General features: G+C 69.3%; 12 protein-coding genes and 1 pseudogene. 7 read left to right on the top strand and 6 right to left on the bottom strand.

Annotated elements, in window-relative coordinates; genetic code table 11:
• Positions 1–161: 161 nt before the first annotated feature.
• Positions 162–776: a hypothetical protein gene (locus FLL47_RS35505; protein ID WP_144127041.1), complete on the top strand. Its 615-nt coding sequence runs from the start codon at positions 162–164 to the stop codon at positions 774–776.
• Positions 777–1,261: 485 nt separating this feature from the next.
• Here FLL47_RS35505 and FLL47_RS35500 read toward each other — a convergent pair whose 3' ends face one another.
• A complete protein-coding gene (locus FLL47_RS35500) occupies positions 1,262–1,489 on the bottom strand; it encodes a hypothetical protein (protein ID WP_144127040.1) in 228 nt (75 codons plus the stop codon).
• 174 nt (positions 1,490–1,663) lie between these two features.
• On the opposite strand from FLL47_RS35500, the gene FLL47_RS35495 reads away from it, so the two are divergent.
• Positions 1,664–2,509 (top strand): MBL fold metallo-hydrolase, encoded by an 846-nt coding sequence (locus tag FLL47_RS35495; protein WP_144127039.1) that lies wholly within the window; start codon positions 1,664–1,666, stop codon positions 2,507–2,509.
• 91 nt (positions 2,510–2,600) lie between these two features.
• On the opposite strand, the gene FLL47_RS35490 is transcribed toward FLL47_RS35495, so the two are convergent.
• Positions 2,601–3,161: a hypothetical protein gene (locus FLL47_RS35490; protein ID WP_144127038.1), complete on the bottom strand. Its 561-nt coding sequence runs from the start codon at positions 3,159–3,161 to the stop codon at positions 2,601–2,603.
• Between the two features lie 186 nt (positions 3,162–3,347).
• On the opposite strand from FLL47_RS35490, the gene FLL47_RS35485 reads away from it, so the two are divergent.
• Positions 3,348–3,944: a TetR/AcrR family transcriptional regulator gene (locus tag FLL47_RS35485; protein WP_144127037.1), complete on the top strand. Its 597-nt coding sequence runs from the start codon at positions 3,348–3,350 to the stop codon at positions 3,942–3,944.
• Between the two features lie 92 nt (positions 3,945–4,036).
• Here the strand turns inward: FLL47_RS35485 and FLL47_RS43760 are convergent.
• Positions 4,037–4,720 (bottom strand): annotated as a pseudogene (locus FLL47_RS43760) (alpha/beta fold hydrolase); the annotation flags it as partial.
• A 550-nt stretch (positions 4,721–5,270) separates the two neighbouring features.
• Here FLL47_RS43760 and FLL47_RS35475 point away from each other — a divergent pair.
• Entirely contained in the window at positions 5,271–6,107 is an 837-nt protein-coding gene (locus FLL47_RS35475) for an IS5 family transposase (protein ID WP_144127036.1), read from the top strand.
• A gap of 438 nt (positions 6,108–6,545) precedes the next feature.
• Here FLL47_RS35475 and FLL47_RS35470 read toward each other — a convergent pair whose 3' ends face one another.
• Positions 6,546–7,049 (bottom strand): DUF6326 family protein, encoded by a 504-nt coding sequence (locus tag FLL47_RS35470; RefSeq protein ID WP_144127035.1) that lies wholly within the window; start codon positions 7,047–7,049, stop codon positions 6,546–6,548.
• A 148-nt stretch (positions 7,050–7,197) separates the two neighbouring features.
• On the opposite strand from FLL47_RS35470, the gene FLL47_RS35465 reads away from it, so the two are divergent.
• The 3 genes from FLL47_RS35465 (at position 7,198) to FLL47_RS35450 (ending at position 10,330) form a co-directional block, all read left to right on the top strand.
• Entirely contained in the window at positions 7,198–8,403 is a 1,206-nt protein-coding gene (locus FLL47_RS35465) for an RNA-guided endonuclease InsQ/TnpB family protein (protein ID WP_144127034.1), read from the top strand.
• 452 nt (positions 8,404–8,855) lie between these two features.
• Positions 8,856–9,473: a TetR/AcrR family transcriptional regulator gene (locus FLL47_RS35455; protein ID WP_246159081.1), complete on the top strand. Its 618-nt coding sequence runs from the start codon at positions 8,856–8,858 to the stop codon at positions 9,471–9,473.
• 491 nt (positions 9,474–9,964) lie between these two features.
• Positions 9,965–10,330 carry a hypothetical protein gene (locus tag FLL47_RS35450; protein WP_144127033.1) on the top strand — a complete coding sequence of 122 codons (366 nt, stop codon included), beginning with the start codon at positions 9,965–9,967 and terminating at the stop codon, positions 10,328–10,330.
• Between the two features lie 530 nt (positions 10,331–10,860).
• Here FLL47_RS35450 and FLL47_RS35445 read toward each other — a convergent pair.
• Both FLL47_RS35445 and FLL47_RS35440 read right to left on the bottom strand, forming a co-directional pair.
• Positions 10,861–12,945 carry a HEAT repeat domain-containing protein gene (locus FLL47_RS35445; protein ID WP_186316104.1) on the bottom strand — a complete coding sequence of 695 codons (2,085 nt, stop codon included), beginning with the start codon at positions 12,943–12,945 and terminating at the stop codon, positions 10,861–10,863.
• Between the two features lie 748 nt (positions 12,946–13,693).
• Positions 13,694–18,238, bottom strand: coding sequence for a WD40 repeat domain-containing protein (locus FLL47_RS35440; protein WP_186316103.1), 4,545 nt, complete (start codon positions 18,236–18,238; stop codon positions 13,694–13,696).
• Positions 18,239–18,562: the final 324 nt, after the last annotated feature.

The following is an 18,562-nucleotide window of genomic DNA, read 5'->3' as shown; positions in this document are numbered from 1 at the left end:
GACGCCCAAGTTCGCACGGAGCCGCCCTTTGACCAACCGTCAAGGCAGGTCGGCCGCCACGGCATCGTGAGACACGCCCCGAGTCAACAATGTGAGAGCGATGAAAGACGTTCCACTGCCCGCCTACGAATATCAGCCGAGTGCCGCTACGGTGCTTCGGGGTGGACGACATGACTCCGGCGCTGGACCGGATCCGGACGAAGCTGGAGCTGCTGCGCCAGGTGGAGGCCGAACACGGCTTCGGGGTTCACCTCGGTGGACCGAAGCTCATTTCGCCGCTGCCGGAGATGCCCGCGCTGACCGAGGTGTACGCCCTCTTCGGCCACCTGCACGGGGACAACTTCCGCTTCGATCCGCCGGAGATACTCCTCGACGGCGTACCCTGGGCCGACCGCCACGACGATCCGTCCTGCCCCATGGGCAGCCCGCTGATCCTCGGTTCCGAACTGGCGACCATCCCGAAGAGACTCCGCGCTGAAATCCCGCGCAGCGGGCCGATCCGGCTCGACACCGAGGACCGGGACGTCTACTGGATGGACCCGGACGACTATCTCTTCCTGTATGAGCATCCGGACGAAGAGGCCGAGTTCGCGGTGCTCGCCCCGGACGTGGTGACCTTCTTCGACGAAGTCGTCCTCGGTCCGGGCTATCCCGCGATGGTCGCCACTGTCTGCGGCCCGGGTGTCGCCGAGGAGCGGCTGCGTCGAGGCCGGAACCGGTGCGCCTACGCGAACAACTGGCGGCGGCTGCTGAACACCACGGGCCTGGCCGAATGACCTGGCGGAACCGCTCAGCCGACAGCGGGCCGGCTATCGGCTACCAGCCCACGGAGTACCCGTCCGGCGGGACACTTCCCGCTGGTGTCGCCTCCATCAGCGGCACCGGCGGGACACCGTCCCCTGACGCGAGGGAAAGCGGGGATCATGCTGGCGGCGTGAAGCGGATCGGGCACTGCGTCGGGCAGCGGGACGCTGAATCTGGCCACCAGGCTCACCGACGGGCGCCCCGAGATCGGGCACTGGCCGGACCACGACGTCGGCCTGACGATCCGCGCCCGGTTCCCGGAGCTGGACGTCCACAGCGACCTGGAAATCATGCGGATGACCCCCGAGCAGGCCATCGCCGAAGGACAGCGCTACGCGCCGAGCACAACGCTCGGCCCGCGCGTCGCGCCCTCGCTCACCAGTGACTACCGACCATCACCGGCCGTCTTGTGACGGCGGCCGGTGACGGTTGTGGCAGTCGCAGGCAGTAAGGCTCGTCATTCGGCGTCGAACCATTCGTTGCCGGCGGACCAGTGCTTGACCCACCCGGCGAATCCCGACTCACCCGTGGTGTGGCCGAACTGCGCCGCGAACGGCATCGCGCCCTCGCCGCAGATGAACCAGACGTGCCCGCGATGCGGCCCGCTGACGATCAGATGCCAGTACATGCCGCATCCGCCTGTCCCAAGAACCACCGAGCCGTGGTTGAAGACCGGCTCCAGCAACGCGTTGATCTCCTCGTACGGCCTGCCGTCCTCCTCCCATAGCCATGCCGAGGTAAGCGGAACGGCTTGCCCAGATCACGCTGCGGCCGGTCCAAGCCCCAGTCATCGGGAAGTTCGGCCAGTCCGACCAGCCCGGCCGGGATCGCGACCGACAAGCGTCGGAAGGGGTCAGGAATGGCGCGACTGCTGCAGTACACCGTCCGGGTGGCACCCTCGAAGCCCGCCGTCTCCGACGACCTGCCCCCCGGTGAGGCACGGCGGATGTGGTCGCCGACCGCGTCGACTCTCATCCACGGGCAGCGCGACGCGATCCTGGTCGACCCGCTGCTGACGATCGACGAGTCGCGGGCGCTGGCCGACTGGGTGGCCGGCACGGGCAAGAACCTGACCACCGTGTTCATCACCCACGCGCACGGCGACCACTTCTTCGGCACGCCCGCGGTGCTGGAGCGTTTCCCGGATGCCCAGGTCGTCGCGACACCTGGCGTGACAGCGCGGATGGGCGGCCAGTACGAGCCGCGGTGGTTCGACTCGTTCTGGCGAGCGCGGTTCCCGGACCAGATCTCCGGCCGGCAGGTGCCGGTGCAGCCGCTCACCCCGGGCACGCTCGAGCTGGAGGGGCACACGCTGCGGGCGATCGAGCTCGGGCACACCGACACCGACGGCACCAGCGCCCTGCACGTGCCCTCGATCGGGCTGGTCGTCGCCGGCGACGCGGTGTACGGCGACGTGCACCCGTACCTCAGCGAGGCCACAGGAGACGGTGCCGAGCAGTGGCTGAGCGCTCTGGACACCATCGAGGGCCTGCGACCCCGGGCGGTGGTCGCGGGCCACAAGCGCGACGGCGACCCGGACAGCCCCGAACAGGTCGACGGCACCCGCTGCCACATCAAGGACTTCCTGGCGGCTGCGCGGCAGGCGCGCACGTACCACGAGCTCTACGAGGCGATGGTCGTTCGGTATCCCGATCGGGTGAACCGCGCCGTGCTCTGGGGCTCCGCCAAGGCGTTCCTGCCCTGACGGCCGCCCCTGCCCCGCCGACGGCGAGCCGGCCGCGGAACAGGTCCGCAGCCGACTGATCCCACGACGTCGACAGCGCCGTGCCGTGCGGTCAGGTTCGCTTCGCGGTGCGGCCGAGCCGGATGGCCGCGATGAGGAAGAAGATCGCTCCGGGGACGGCGTAGCCGATCGCGTTGGCCAGCGCCGGCTCGGCCGCGGCGGCGGCCGCGAAGAACGAGCCGCCGGCGAGCATGGACAGGGCACCGCTGATGATCATCGGCCACTGTCCGCCCATCCCGCGGCGGCGGGTGACGCCCACGATCAGCTGCACCAGGCCCGCGACGACCGCCCAGGCGCCCCACACGCGCAGGACCGCCGGGACGCCGGAGGTGCCGGCGACGGCGAGGCCGGCCGCGGCGAGCAGGCTGACCGCGACGTTTACGTACAGCAGGGTGGGCGATCCGGTGGCGCGCGACGAGCGGGCGTCGATGATCGCGGCAGCCACGTCGACCAGCGGGTAGAGCACGAACAGGGTGACGGCGAGCGGGTTGAGGCCGTCGGCGATCGTGAACGTCACGGCGGCCCAGACGATGGCGAACACGAAGCGGGCGAAGTACAGCCGCCGCAGCGCGGCCGCCGTCGTGGAGATGCCGGGAGCGGCAACGGTGGTCATGACGATCCTTTGCGGTAGGGGCGGTGGCTCTACGGCCCAGCGGGTCGGCCGTCGAGCGAGAGAGACCGAACGTTCTGTCGCCACTACCCTGTCTCGCGGAAGCGTGGTTGTCAAGACCGAACGTTCTATCTCTGCGTTCGGGCTGCCAACAGACAAGACTGAACGTTCTTTCGCTATGATGGCCGCATGGCGCGTACCGAGATCGAAATCCGGCCTTCGGAGGCACGGCAGCGGCTGCTGAGCACGGCGACCAGGATTTTCTACGCCGAGGGCATCCACTCGGTCGGCGTCGACCGGATCATCTCCGAGGCGAAGGTGACCCGGGCCACCTTCTACCGACATTTCCCCGGCAAGGAAGACCTGGTCCTAGCCCATCTGCAGAGCGCCGACGAGGCCATCCGCGGCCAGGTCGAAGCGGCCGTCGCCGCGAGCCCGTCCGCCGCCGACACCGTCAGGGCCATCGCCGCGGGAATCACGGCGGCCATCCAGTCCCCCGACTTTCGGGGATGCGCCTTCCTTAACGCGGTGGCCGAGTATCCCGACCCCGGCCACCCCGTGCACCGAGCCGTCCTGGCGCACCGGCAGTGGTTCCTCGACACGATCAACACCCTCATGACGAGCATCGAGCCGACGAAGGCCGAGCCTGCCGCGCGGCACTTCGTCATGCTGCGCGACGGCGCCATGGCGGCGGGCTGCCTGTTCGACCCAGCCGCGATCGGCGAGACGTTCCTGCGCGGCGTCGACGGACTCGTCGAGATCCACGGCTCGCGCAAAGCGTCCTGACCACTCATGAAGCCGCGGGCCGAGCAGATGCGGCGCGGGTGACAACCTCGCACACCACCACGATGACCGCATCGGCGCTGGCTCTGCACGTAGTGCGAGGTGCCGGGAACGGTGACGCGCTCGGCTCCGGGTATGCCCGCGGCGAGCGCGTCCTGGCCGTCTCGCCAGGCACGGGCCACGTCCGCGCGCTCGCCGGCCGTGTACGGATCGGGCAGGTCGAGGTCACTCGACGACAGCACGGCCACCGGCATCGGGCGCAACGGCGGGGCGGCTTCGATCCGGTCGTGGACGGCACCCATGTCGTACGCCTCGGTCCGGTATCCGGGGACCGTGCCCGGCGGGATCTTCGGGCACCGCCCTTTCTCGAACAGCGGCCGGGACTGCGCGGCCCGGTGCGCCGGCGACGTTGCGTCGACGAGGACCAGGCCGCGCACCTCGTCGGGATAGGTCCGGGCGTACAGCTGGCTGAGGGCTCCACCCAGCGAGTGCCCGACCAGCACGTAAGGTCCCGGCACGCCCGCGACGGCCAGCAGGGTGTGCAATTCGGTGACCAGTTCGGCGGGATCTCGGGGCATGGGCGGCACCGGTGTGCTGCGCGCGGCGGCCGGCGACGGAGCGGTTGTCACGTCACCGCCGGTGGTCGTGGTGGTGATCAGCGATCCGGGACGGTCGTAGACGCAGACCCGGGTGAAGGCCGCCACTCCGGGCGCTACCGCCGGCGGGTCGGCGTCGGCCTTGCCCGCTACTGCCGGGTGACGATAGTTGGCACCCGGCATTGTCTGGCACGCGTCCACGGCTGTCTGGTGGCTGCCGACTTTGACGCCGCGTACAGGGTAGCGGGATGTTGAATTCCGGCCGCCACCGCTAGCCGGGCTCGCTCAAGTTTTGGCCGGGTCCAGGCAGTAGCTGGCAGCGCCTAGCTTGGCAGTCCACAGGGCCACCCGCACTGCCGAACCTGGCAGGCGCCTGAAACAGGATGCCGTCGTCGGTATGGCGTAAACGCTTCATCCCGCCACGTCGACGCAGGCGCCGGATGGCAGATGACCGCCGACTATTTGTGATGCCCCGGAACGTCTGTATTGCCGGTCGGCCGATCGCGGTGCCCGCGGCCCTTCTAACTGGGTGTTTCAATTACGTATGAGGTAGCTCGCGTTGATTCGTCGGGCGTCATTCCGCACGAGGCGCGAGCCGGATAGCGGCTTGCGGACAGACTTGCCCCGATTAGGACGCCAGGTTTCACCAGTGGAACGTGTCTCATTCACAAAGGCCAGGTTTGCCGGACATCGGGTGCGACCCAATGGCCGCTGTCGATAGTAGAACGGCGGCATGACCGGACGGCCCGCGTACCCCTCCGACCTGTCCGACGCCCGCTGGGCGCTGATCGCGCCACGGCTGACCGCATGGCGCCAGGCCCGCACCGACGCCGGCGTCGGAGGCCGCAAACCCAGCTACGACCTGCGGGAAATCTTCAACGCCATCCTCTACGTCAACCGCACCGGCATCGCCTGGCGCTACCTGCCCCACGACTTCCCGCCATGGCCGACCGTCTACCACTACTTCACGGCCTGGACCAACGACGGCATCTTCACCCAGCTCAACTACGACCTGACCGGCCTGGTCCGCACCCAGGCCGGACGCGAGGCCACCCCGACCGCCGGCGTGATCGACACCCAGAGCGTGAAGACCTCGGGCAACGTCCCGCTTCACACCCAGGGCGTCGACGCCGGCAAGAAGATCGTCGGACGCAAACGCGGCATCGTCACCGACACCCTCGGCCTGCTCCTGGCCGTCATCGTCACAACGGCCGCAGCCAGCGACAACACCACCGGCATCGACCTGCTCGACCAGGCCAAAGCCACCCACCCCGACCCGGCCAAGACCTGGGTCGACGCCGGTTTCAAGAACCGGGTGATCGAACACGGAGCAGCCCTGGGCATCGACGTCGAGGTCGTCACCAAGGACCCTCAGATCAGAGGCTTCTCCGTGGTCAAACGCAGGTGGGTCGTCGAACGGACGATCGGATGGATCATGCAGCACCGACGCCTGGCCCGTGACTACGAAGCTCTTCCCGGCAACTCCGCCAGCATGATCCACATCGCCATGATCGACAACCTCGCTAAACGCGCCACCGGCGAAAACACACCAACCTGGCGAGACACCTAAACCGGCATCACTCACAAAGTTCTTGAATTATACGCCCACTAAGGCGGGAAGGCCTGGTCACGCGGAGCCGGTCAGAAGGAGACAGCCGCAGAAATACTTGCGCCTGCCCCGTCGGGGAAGTTCGAGGAGACGGCAGCCCGATCCCGCCCGACGGCACCACCCGACCAAGCCACGCAGGACAAGGCCGATGCGGTTCGTCGATGCCGGCACCACTGCCGGTCCGGACGCCGAGAAATCGGCCACTTGACATCCCCGCCGCGGCTCGGTCCGGGGCCGCGACGACCCCAGGACGGTTGCCGGCGGCAGGGTCCCATCACGGGCGTTGGCCACCGGCCAGTGAGCCCTCGCCGCGGACACCGGACCGTTCGTGAGCAGGTTTCTCTGCGGATACCGCGACTGAGCTGGTCACGGTTGGCCCGGTGTCCGCGGCGGCGGGCGTCACGCCGTGGGACTTTGCGCGGATACCTGCTGTCGAAGGTCGGTCGCCGCGGGACCGGCTGGGACGGCGGGGGTTCGAGGCCATTTCCAGGCGGAGCGCAGGATGAAGGCCAGGAGCAGCACCTCGATTCCGATGGAGAGGCCGTAGAAGAAGGCCCAGTCCCAGGACTCCCCTGCCGCGTTGACCACCGAGTAGGGGATGTAGAGCAATGCAACGACGAGGTTCGTGGCGCGGTTCACCCGGGCGGGCAGCGTCATGGACAGCATCACCATCAGGGCCGGGATCGCCACGGACGCGAGCATCATGGTCAACAACGTCGGGCTGATGTCGAACTCGAAGACGACGCCGCCGCGGAGGTTGTCGATGACGCCGGGCTTGTGGAGGTGGAAGTAGTCGACGTAGATGTAGAGGAACATGAAGCTGGTCCATGCGGCGGCGAGCTTGGCCTGCACGGGGATCGGCGGGTTGTCGAGCAGGTTCGGGGCTTTCTTTCGGATGGTCATCTGAGTCCTTCCGTGGATACTCCGGCCTTCAGGCCGGAGAGGAAACGGAACACTGCGGAGCAGGACAGGCACAGCCGATCCGCCGTCAAGGCGGACCGGCGTCCACCCACGCGCCAAGGCTCTGCAGTGTCCGTTTAGGATTGCTGCCGTGTCCAGGACCGTGAAGCGGGCGTTCAAGTACCGCTTCTACCCGACCGGCGCGCAGGCCGCGCAGTTGTCGCGGACGTTCGGGTGTGTCCGGCTGGTCTACAACATGGCCCTGCAGGCCCGGACCGAGGCATGGACACAGCGCCGGGAGCGGATCAACTACAACGCCACCTCGGCCCTGCTCACCGCGTGGAAGAAGACCGACGACCTGGCGTTCTTGAACGAGGTCTCGGCGGTGCCGTTGCAGCAGGCGCTGCGGCACCTGCAGACCGCGTACACCAACTTCTGGGCCAAACGCGCCAAGTACCCGACGTTCAAGAGCAAGAAGCGTTCGCGTCGGTCGGCCGAGTACACCACCAGCGCGTTCCGGTGGCGCGACGGCGCCCTGACCCTGGCCAAGATGACCGAGCCCCTCGACGTCGTGTGGTCGCGGCCGCTGCCTGACGATGCGTCGCCGTCGACGGTGACCGTGTCGTGCGACGCGGCCGGGCGCTGGTTCGTGTCCCTGCTCTGTGACGACGTCATCGCCCAGACCCCGGCCGCCGGCCGGGTCGGGATCGACGCGGGGATCGACAGCCTGCTCACCTTGTCCACCGGCGAGAAGATCACCAACCCTCGGCACGAGCGCACCGACCGGCAGCGGCTGGCCCGCGCGCAACGCAACCTGGCCCGCAAGCAGAAAGGCTCGGCCAACCGGGCCAAGGCCCGGGTCAACCTCGCCCGCATCCACGCCCGGATCGCCGACCGCAGGCGCGACCACCTGCACAAACTGACCACTCGGCTCGTTCGCGAGAACCAAGCGATCGTGATCGAGGACCTGGCCGTGGCCAACATGGTCAAGAACCGCCGCCTGGCCCGGGCGATCAGCGACGCGGCCTGGCGGCAGCTGCGCACCATGCTGGAGTACAAAGCCGCCTGGCACGGCCGGGACCTGGTCGTCGTGGACCGCTGGTTCCCCTCGACCCGGCTCTGCTCGGCATGCGGCGCGCTGGGCGACAAGGTGGCGTTGGACGTGCGGGAGTGGACGTGCCGGTGCGGCGCCGTCCACGACCGCGACGTCAACGCCGCACGTAACATCCTGGCCGCCGGACTGGCGGTGACAGCCTGCGGAGACGGTGTAAGACCTCAACGAGAATCCTCTCGGACGGGGCAGTCGTCGGCGAAACAGGAAAACCCGAGGGCGACCAAGGGAATCCCCGTCCTTTAGGGCGGGGAGCTTGTCAACGGTTCTTCTTTCGAGAGGAGCGGTTCCTCCGCCGGAGTGGCGGCAGGGATGTACCGAGGCCGCGCCCACCTGGACGAGCACATCGCCTCGACCGGGCAGCGGTAGCCCGACTCGGACGACTCGAGCACTGAGGGCGCGCCGTAGCGGTGCTGGACGGCAGCCCGTACCGTCGTCGTCGCCCCGGCCGGGCCCGCCCCGGGCACCAGGTGTGCTCAGGCATTCGATGGCTGTTCGATTCCCGCAGGAGCCTCCTCACATCCGGGCTACGACTCTCGCCGACTCGTACACCGTACGTCGTACACTGTACGACGCTCGTACACTGTACGATGACCGTAGGCTGGACGATTGTCAAGCCATTCGAGCTAGCGAGGAGACCCGTGTCTGCGAGGGAACAACGCCAAGCCGCGTCAGACGCAGGGCTGAGCAAGCAACGGGTGGTCGTCGAGGCGATCCGGCTCGCCGACCGCGAGGGGGTCGACGGGCTGAGCATGCGCCGGCTGGCCGGCGAGCTCGGCGCGGGCGCGATGTCGCTCTACCACTACGTGGCGAACAAGGAGGAGTTGCTGGACGCCATGATCGACATCGTTTTCGAGGAGATCGAGCTCCCGCCCGAAGAGACCGGCTGGCAGTCAGCGATGCGACGGCGGGCGGTATCCGCCCGACAGGTTCTCGCAAGCCACCCGTGGGCGATCGGCCTGATGGAGTCGCGGACATCGCCGGGGCCCGCGAACCTCCGCCACCGCGAAGCGGTCACCGCCTGCCTGCGGAGGGCTGGCTTCACGGTCTTGATGGCGACGCACGCCAACTGGCTGCTCGACAGCTACGTCTACGGTTTCGCCCTGCAGGAAGCCAGCCTGCCGTTCGACACCGCCGATGAGTTCACGAACATGACCGAGGACGTCTTTCTGCCCCAGCTTTCACCTGACGAGTTCCCCTACCTCAACGAGTCCGCCGCGGCGCTCGTCGCTGCCGGCTACGACCCGGCGGAGGAGTTCATCTTCGGCCTCGACCTCATCCTAGCCGCCCTCGAGCCCCTGAGAGCCTCCGCATAGCGACGCTCGCGAACCGTCGCGCGGCCCTCTGCACCACAGGCTCCGCAGACGACGCCGAAGTGCTCCGCTGGTCGGCCCCACACGGCTGGCGCCGCAGCAAACGTCACCGTCTTGACGGAAGCCGGTAGACGAAGAAGGTGGCAAGATCGAGAGACGCTGAGCTTGTTACAGGGCAAGGTATAGGTGAAGCAAGTCGATCAGTCTACTTTGGCCTGACCGAGACCCGGGAAGCGTGATGCCCGTGTCGGCGACGGACGAATCTTGAGGCAAGGGCAGGATCGTGTACGCCGTCGTCAAGCGTGTGCCCACGGCGTCTGCAACTGGCCCGTCATCCGGAGATCTGATTGCGGTGCGGACGGCGGATGCGTGACGAGGCCCGATCGGGCAATGTGGCCCCATGACGAACCCCAAGGCAGTCGTCACCGCGTGGGTGATGCTGGCCGCAGCCGCGGCTGTCGGCACTGGCGGCGTGATCTTCACCCGTCCTGGACATGCTGCGCGGCGTCCCAGAACAGGTCATGTGGGATCTCCACGCGGGCCTGCCCCAGCCCGACCTCACGGTGATCCTCTCCAGCAACCCGGACGCGCTGGAAACCCAATTAACCACCCGTGGGCCGCACAGTCACCGGCAAGCCGAACCGGGCAACGCCAGCCGCGAATTCCGCGCCTACCAGGCAGCCGCCGCCACGCTGGCCGCCATGGACTGGCCACTGCTACAACTCCACACCGACCACACGCCGCCAGCCGCCCTCGCCGACCGCATCGCCAGCACCCTGGAAAGACTCCCGATCCCCAGGCCGCGCGACTCCCGCGCTTCCACGGAAGCACCCAGCCCAACAAGTCCGACAGCGGGATGATCTAGCAACAGCGGATCACCGCAGCTCGACCTGGAGCATGGAAATCGCCGACCCGACCAAGACTTCCCGCATTGAGGCTTGTCACTCAACAACCCGTCCAGTCAAGGGGTCCATCAGCGGTGTACTTGACTTTGACCGACGTCCCTGGACCAAAAAAGAGGGCATCCGCGGTCCGTGACCAGCGGAAACCCTCTCGCTGTCGGGCTGGCCGGATTCGAACCGACGACCCCTTGACCCCCAGGACGGGTGACCACACGTCTATGCACGTCACGCCCGATACGGGCCGTGAACAGACTCCGCTGCGAGGCCGGTCGGAGAGTGAGAAGCGTGACGTGTGGTCCCCGCCTGGTCCCCGGCGTTCGACCCTTGGGCATGACTGCACGACTCGCGGCTGAACAGCGCTGCGGGCACCAGTTCCCAGAGGTTGTTAGTGGATTACGCAGGAGTAGTGCTGCTCAGTCGGCCGACGGTCCGCCTCGCCATGTAAGTCAAGGCGATGAGGAACCGTGCCAAACTGTCCTCGGTGCCGGTCAACTGAGGGCGGCGACTGCGGCTCGGAGTTCACGACGCAGCTTCTCGTCCTGCCATACGGTGTCTGCCCAGAATCCGTGACGTGCCACCCGCTCGTCCTGTTCGGCCAACTCGGTGAGCCTGGGCGCGGCCGCCGTCGCGCCCATCTCCACCAGCAGCGCTACCGCGCGCGTGTCGCCGTGGGGGGCCGCGGCAGCGGTCAGCAGCGGATCGAGCAGCTCGGCTGGGTCCACGCCGTGCCTCCACAGCGCACGGGCCGCGTCGACCGGTGCAGACTGGTTTTCCAACCTCTCTCGTAGCAGCGGCAGCAGTTCCGCACCGGCGGGCGCCATCTCGGCGACCAGGCTCGCGGCCTCCCAGGCAGGGTCGTCCGCAGCCCGCAGCACCGCCTCAACGGTCGGCAGCACCGCGGCCGCGTCACCGGTGGCCCGCCACACCACCAGGGCGGCGGCGAGTTGTGCCTGGCGTTCGGGGCCGGTCTGCCCGGCCACCCCGGTCAGCGCCGGTCGCAGCCGCGGCAGCAGGCTTGCGGCTGCCGGACCCGCGTCGGCGACGTAGCCCAGTTCGAAATACATGTAGTGCAGCGGACGCCGGTCCAGCATCTCGGCAGCAGCCGCCACCAACGGCTCGGGGTCGCCGGTGAGCCGCCAGAGGGCGTGCCCGGCTCGGGTGTCGCCGGCTCGGCGCAGGGCGGCGACGACCTCGTCGGTGGCGATGCCGATCGCGGCCAGAGCCAGCGGGGCGGCGGCCGTTGCGGCCGGCAGCGCGGCGAGGACTTCGGGCACCGCCGGCGCGGCGGCCGGGCCCCAGCCCACGAGCGCCAGCACCGCCTCGGTGATCGGGTTGCCGGGAACCTCAGCGGCGAGCAACGCGTTGATCCGGCGGCGCACCCCGTCCAGGGCGATCGGATCGAACTCCGGCATGTACTGGTCGAGCAGCGGGTCGGCGGACAGCCAGTAGCCCGCCGCCCAGGCGGCCAGCGCCGGGTCCCGCCAGCGCGGGTCACCGAGCCGAACCAGGACGGTAAGGGCGCTGTTAGCGGGTTCCGGGTACACCGCCAGGCCGCCGGTGGTGTGCCGGAAGAACGGGTCGTCCGTCGGCCGCGGTGCGGCGCTCAGGCCGCTCGCGGCGATGCGGGCGAGTTCGCCGGCGACCGCCGACGCGGCCTCGCCAGCGTGCTCTGCCGCCTGCACGGCCGCCGCGACGACCTCGCCGTCGGGGTCGGCCAGCAGCGCGCGCAGCCGAGGCAACAGCGCCACCGGCGCTGACCGGCTCTCCCGGAACCGGGTCAGCATGGCCCAGGCCAGGCGGACACGCACGGCGGGAGGGCCACTGCTGGTCAGCATCGCCGCGACGAGCGCATCCGCCGATCCGGCGTCGAGCCGCGTCAGGGTCTCGTCCAGTGCGGCTCCCTCGGACCACGGGGTGCGCCACTCGCCCGAGGCGAAGGAATCCGCCATCGCCGACACGGTCTCCGGAGGCAGTGGGACGCCGGCTTTCGCGTACGCAAGCGCGGCCGCCGACGGCACCGGGCATGTTTCGGTGGCAGCCACAGTGCGCCATAGGCCGACGTTCATGGGTCCGTCGTGGTGTGCGAGGCCGAGCAGCAGCGCGGCCCGGACCGCGGGGTCGGACTCGACGGCCCACCGGCCGCGCAGCGTCGGCAGGGTGTGCGGCCCGCAGCGGCTGAGCGCGTAGACCGCCGCCGCGCGGACCTCGGGATCCGCGTCGGCGAGCTGCGATGCCAGCGTGTCGCTGTGGCTGGCGATCACGTCGCGGACAGTTGGCTGGTCGGCGCCGTTGCTCTGCTCCGGGTCGGTGAGCATGCCGAGGGTAATGAGGTGTCGGTCGCGGCCTCGAACGCCCGGCGTGGTGGCGAGTTCGACCAGGAACGGCGCGGCCACGACGGTCACGGGGAAGACGCTGCCCTGATGCCAGATCGACGAGTGGAACTCGTAGCTTCCCTCGCGTGCGGTCTCCGGGTCCGAGTCCGCCATGGCCCGCAGGATGTCCGGCGTGTCCGTGGCCGGGCCGTAGGCCCCCTCGTACGCCGACCAGTCGATCTCATCGAGTCCTGCAAGCATCGCGCCAATATAGTGGCCACCGGTGACGGCCATAGGCAGCGGACGGCTGCCGCTCATGCTGGCACCGCCATCCGTCTCACGGCCCCCTGATCCCGGACCACTCTCGGCCCACCTCTGGTCAAGCGGGTGCCGTGTTGCATTGCAGTCCGATACTCGCTTGGTCGCGCAGGTTCGCGAAGGTTTTTCCCTTGCACAGTTCGAGGACCCACTTGACCCCCAGGTATATAAAGGGTCAGCGGTGTACTAGGCAACGTTTGCCGAAGTCGCCAGAAGTATAGAGTGCCCCAGTCAAGGGGTCTGTGATTGCACCACATCGGTACCACGTTCACCCAGTTCAAAGTACATCACGCATTCAGCCTGGATAATCAGTCCGTGGCAAAATGGACATTTGAACGACACGGATCGCCGGCACCAGAGCCTCCGGCGGCTACGACCGCAGCCGACCTGCCCGTGCCTGCAGCGCTGCACATTGACGTAGTCCTCCAGGGTCCGCCTGCCCGCACGTTCGAAGAATCCCCATCTCGGGAGACTCGGCAGATGCCTTATCTCTAGCAGCCACTAACGATCTTGTGCGCAATAGCTGCTAGTGGCGTGGGCTGCACGGATCGTCGATCCTTTGTGGATGCCGCGTCGGTGGGCTCGTCGTGTCTTCAGCCATCCGGTATTCACCGGGATCTCCCGACATCATCTGCGGCTGGTTCTGGCCGAGGTGGGTCCGGGGTGGGTCGCCGGGGTGCCGAAACGCTGTTCAGGAGGGAGGGCATACGGCCGCGAGCGGTTGGTCCGGCGGCAGGTACGCGTCCCTTTCAAGGGGGCTGAGGTCCCGGTGGATGGCCGAGCAGATTTTGTTGATGGCGGCGACTGGGTCTTGCGGTGTGATGCTCCACAACCGCGCCCTGCCGTCGTAGCCGCCAGTGGCCAGGGTGCGGCCGTCCGGGCTGAACGCCACCGAGGAGACTGGGCGGGTGTGCCCGGTCGGGGTGCCGCGGGTCTGCCCGGTGTCCGGGTCCCACAACCGCACGGTGCCGTCGTCGCTCGCTGTGGCCAGGGTGCGCCCGTCCGGGCTGAACGCCACCGCGTTCACCCAGCCTGTGTGGCCGGTCAGGGTGGTGCGGGTCTTCCCGGTTGCCGGGTCCCACAACCGCACCGTCCCGTCGGAGCTGGCCGTGGCCAGGGTGCGCCCGTCCGGGCTGAACGCCACCGAGGACACAAGGTCGGTGTGGCCGATCAGGGTGGTGCGGGTCTTCCCGGTGGCCGGGTCCCACAACCGCACCGCCCCGTCGTTGCCGCCGGTAGCCAGGGTGCGCCCGTCCGGGCTGAACGCCACCGAGGACACAAGGTCGTTCTGGCCGAGGGTGGTGCGGGTCTGCCTGGTGGCCGGGTCCCACAACCGCACCGCCCCGTCGGAGCCGGCCGTGGCCAGGGTGTGCCCGTCCGGGCTGAACGCCACCGACAACACATGGCCGGTGTGGCCGGTCAGATTCTTGCCTATCTGGCCGCTGTCCGGGTTCCACAACCGGGCCGTGCCGTCGTTGCCGCCGGTGGCCAGGGTGCGGCCGTCGGGGCTGAACGCCACTGACAACACGTGGCCGGTGTGGCCGGTCAGGGTGGTGCGGGTCTTCCCGGTGGCCGGGTCCCACAACCGCACCGTCCCGTCTTCGCCGCCGGTGGCCAGGGTGCGCCCGTCCGGGCTGAACGCCACCGACCGCACGCCGCCGGTGTGGCCGGTCAGGGTGATGCGCTCGGTGGCCGGGTTCCACAACCGCACCGTGTCGTCGGAGCTGCCGGTGGCCAGGGTGTGCCCGTTCGGGCTGAACGCCACCGCGTTCACCCAGCCTGTGTGGCCGGTCAGGGTGGTGCGGGCCTGCCCGGTGTCCGGGTCCCACAACCGCACCGTTCCGGAGCTGGCCGTGGCCACGGTGTGCCCGTCCGGACTGAACGCCACCGACCCCATGGTGCCGGTGTGGCCGGTCAGGGTGGTGCGGGTCTTCCCGGTGGCCGGGTCCCACAACCGCACGGTCCCGTCGTCGCTGCCGGTGGCCAGGGCGCGCCCGTCCGGGCTGAACACCACCGACAACACATGGCCGGTGTGGCCGGTCAGGGTCTTGCCGGGCTGTCCGGTGTCCGGGTCCCACAACCGCACCGTGGCGTCGTCGCTGCCGGTGGCCAGGGCGCGCCCGTCCGGGCTGAACACCACCGACCGCACGCCGCCGGTGTGGCCGGTCAGGGTGGTGCGGGTCTTCCCGGTGGCCGGGTCCCACAACCGCACGGTCCCGTCGTCGCTCGCCGTGGCCAGGGTGCGCCCGTCGGGGCTGAACGCCACCGCGTTCACCCAGCCGGTGTGGCCGGTCAGGGGGGTGCGGGCCTGCCCGGTGTCCGGGTCCCACAACTGCGCTGTGCCGTCGATGCTGCCGGTGGCCAGGGCGCGCCCGTCCGGGCTGAACACCACCGACAACACGGGGCCGGTGTGGCCGGTCAGGGTCTTGCCGGGCTGTCCGGTGGCCGGGTCCCACAACCGCGCGGTCCCGTCGTCGCCCCCGGTGGCCAGGGCGCGCCCGTCCGGGCTGAACACCACCGACAACACGGGGCCGGTGTGGCCGGTCAGGGCCTTGCCGGGCTGTCCGGTGGCCGGGTCCCACAACCGCACCGTGGCGTCGTTGCTGCCGGTGGCCAGGGTGCGCCCGTCCGGGCTGAACGCCAGCGACCACACGAGGCCGGTGTGGCCGGTCAGGATGGTGCGGGTCTTCCCGGTGGCCGGGTCCCACAACCGCACCGTCCCGTCGTAGCTGCCGGTGGCCAGGGTGTTCCCGTCCAGGCTGAACGCCACCGAGGACACGGGGTCGGTGTGGCCGGTCAGGGTGGTGCGGGTCTTCCCTGTGTCCGGGTCCCACAGCCGCACGGTCTTATCGGTGCTGGCGGTGGCAAGGGTACGCCCGTCCGGGGAGAACGCCACCGACCACACGGGATTGGTGTGGCCGGTCAGGGTGGTGCGGGTCTTCCCTGTGTCCGGGTCCCACAGCCGCACGGTCTTATCGTCGCTGGCCGTGGCCAGGGTGCGCCCGTCCGGGCTGAACGCCATCGCGTTCACCCAGCTGGTGTGGCCGGTCAGGGTGATGCGGGTCTTCTCGGTGGCCGGATCCCACATCCGCACCGTGCCATCCTGACTGGCCGTGGCGAGGGTGCGCCCGTCCGGGCTGAACGCCACCGACAACACGGGGCCGGTGTGGCCGGTCAGGGTCTCGCCGGACTGCCCGGTCGCCACATCCCACAGCCGCACCGTGGCGTCTTCGCTGCCGGTGGCTAGGGTGTTCCCGTCGGGGCTGAACGCCACCGAAGACACGCCGCCGGTGTGGCCGGTCAGGGTCTTGCGAGTCTGCCTGGTGGCCGGGTCCCACAACCGCGCCGTGCGGTCGGCGCTGCCGGTGGCCAGGGTGTTCCCGTCGGGGCTGAACGCCACCGACGACACGCTGCTGGTGTGGCTCAGGCGGTGCCGAAGAGGCAGAGCTGCGGCGGCGTAGAGGCTGGCAATGGCTTCGGTGGTTGGGCTGGTCCGGTAGGCGAGGACGGCCAGCAGCGAGGCCAGATCGGAATTGGCATCGATGAGGGTGGTGGACTGTGCGGCGAGTTGGCGGGACTGGGCCTCGCGCTGTGCGGCGACAGCGGCGCGCTGTGCGGCGGCGGCGGTCTGCCGCTGCCACAGGGCCAGTCCCGCGGCGGCGAGGGCGATCACGAGCAGGGTGGCCAGAATGATGTTCAGGCGCCTGGCACGCCGCTGTCCGGCTTGTTGGCGTTGATGGCTGGCGGTCAGGAAGACGGCGATGTCGTGGGGTAGGTGGCGCTGCTTGGCCCAGTCGAGGCCTTCGGCCAGGTCGGTGCCGTGCAGCAGGTCGTCGGGGTTCTGGGGACCGGCCCAGCGGGTGCGTTTTTCGTCGACGCGGCACAGCCAGTCGTGGAAGTCGTGGTCCCTGGTGACCCAGTCGCGGAGGGTGTGCCAGTCGCGGATGAGGGTGTCATGGACCAGTTCGGCGACTGGGAGGGCGGGGGCGTCCTGGGGCCGACCGGTGCCGGGGACGGCGTGGGTGGTGACGATTCGTTGGCTGGTCAGAATGGCCAGCACCTCGTCGGCTTGATCGGTGGGCTGGCCGCCGGAGGCGGGGTCGTCCCCGTCGGCCAGCTCGCGAAGCACGTCCAGGGTGCGTTGTTGGCGGACGCCGGGAATGTGGTGGGCCTCGTCGGCGGGGCGGACCAGCGCGGTGAGGATCCGTTGCGCGGCAGGTCGTTGAGCGGGACTCAGTTGGTTGATCGCGGTGTCGCACCAGGTGGCCAGGCTGCCGGTGACTCCGCCGATGCGCTGGTAGGCCTCGTGGGTCAGGTAGCCGTCCTGCCGGCGCTGCCAGAGCTGCTGCAGCGTCAGTTCCAGCAGGGGCAGCACGGTGATCGGCGCGTGGTGGGCGGAGGCGTCGGGGCCAACAGCAAGCACGTCGGTGATGATGCGTTCGACGAGCCCGTCCTGGCAGCGAAGTCCCACAGCCGCAGCGGGTTTGGTGACAATATCGTGCAGATCCTGCGTGCTCAGGGTGGCTGGCACGTTGACCAGGCCCGATGTCAGAGCCTCCAGCAGTTCCGGCGCCTGTGCGGCCAGCTGCGGGTAGAAGTCATCGCGCATCACGAGGACCAGGGTCAGCGCGGCGGTCGAGTCGATCGCCTCCCGGAGCCGGTCAAGCACGTCGCGAGGGCCGCCGGCCTGCCCGGCGGCCAGCGGGGTCAGCAGCTCTTCGAACTGGTCGATGATCAGCAGCAGCCGTGTGCCGGCCGGCTCGTCTGCCAGCCTGCGCTCGACCGCTTCGGCGACCGGCCCATCATCAACCCCGGGCAGCCCGGCGCGGTCGAGTTCGGCTAGCAGGTCCTGCCCGGGGCGGGCCAGCACAGGGATCCATCGGTCGCTGCCGGGCAGCCCACCGGTGGCCAGCGCAGGCAGCACGCCAGCTTGCACCAGGGAAGATTTGCCCGCGCCGGAGGGCCCCAGCAGCAGCAGCGCCCGTCGTGGCCCGGCCAGCCCGTCGAGCACGTGATTCACTGCGGTTGTCCGGCCGTGGAACCATCCGGTGTGCTCGGCGGTGAACGGCTCCAGACCCCGGTAAGGGCATACTTGCTGCTCAGCCAGTTCTGGCCACACCTGGCGGAGGGTCTGGGTCGGGGTGGCATAGGCGATACCCGTGCCGCGTAGATGGGTATCCACAGGGCTGATCGCGGTGATCATGCCGATCACCAAACCGGTAACCTCATCGATCACCGGCCCACCGCTGAACCCGGTCGTAAGATCATTGGCGTCGGTCAACTGCAGGAGCTCACCAGCGTCCGTGAGCGAAAGCAGATCACCGGCCATCCCATAGCCGTAATGGCCGCCGGGCGGGGCCTGGGCAGGGAACCCGAACGAGGACACCCGGCGCCCCCGACACCCCGCCGCGGATCCCAATCCTTGCACCGAGGCGCCTACCGGCGCGCTGTCCAACTGCACCACCGCCACATCCTCCGCCTCCGGTGCACGCCATGCCGGGGCCAACACCTGCCCGGCCACCCGCGGCGCACCGTCCGCATGGGGGAAGACCAGCCACAA

The sequence above is a fragment of the Catellatospora sichuanensis genome, from assembly GCF_007483665.1.
GTDB classification, from domain to species: domain Bacteria; phylum Actinomycetota; class Actinomycetes; order Mycobacteriales; family Micromonosporaceae; genus Catellatospora; species Catellatospora sichuanensis.
This window is presented reverse-complemented; position numbering and strand designations above follow the sequence as displayed.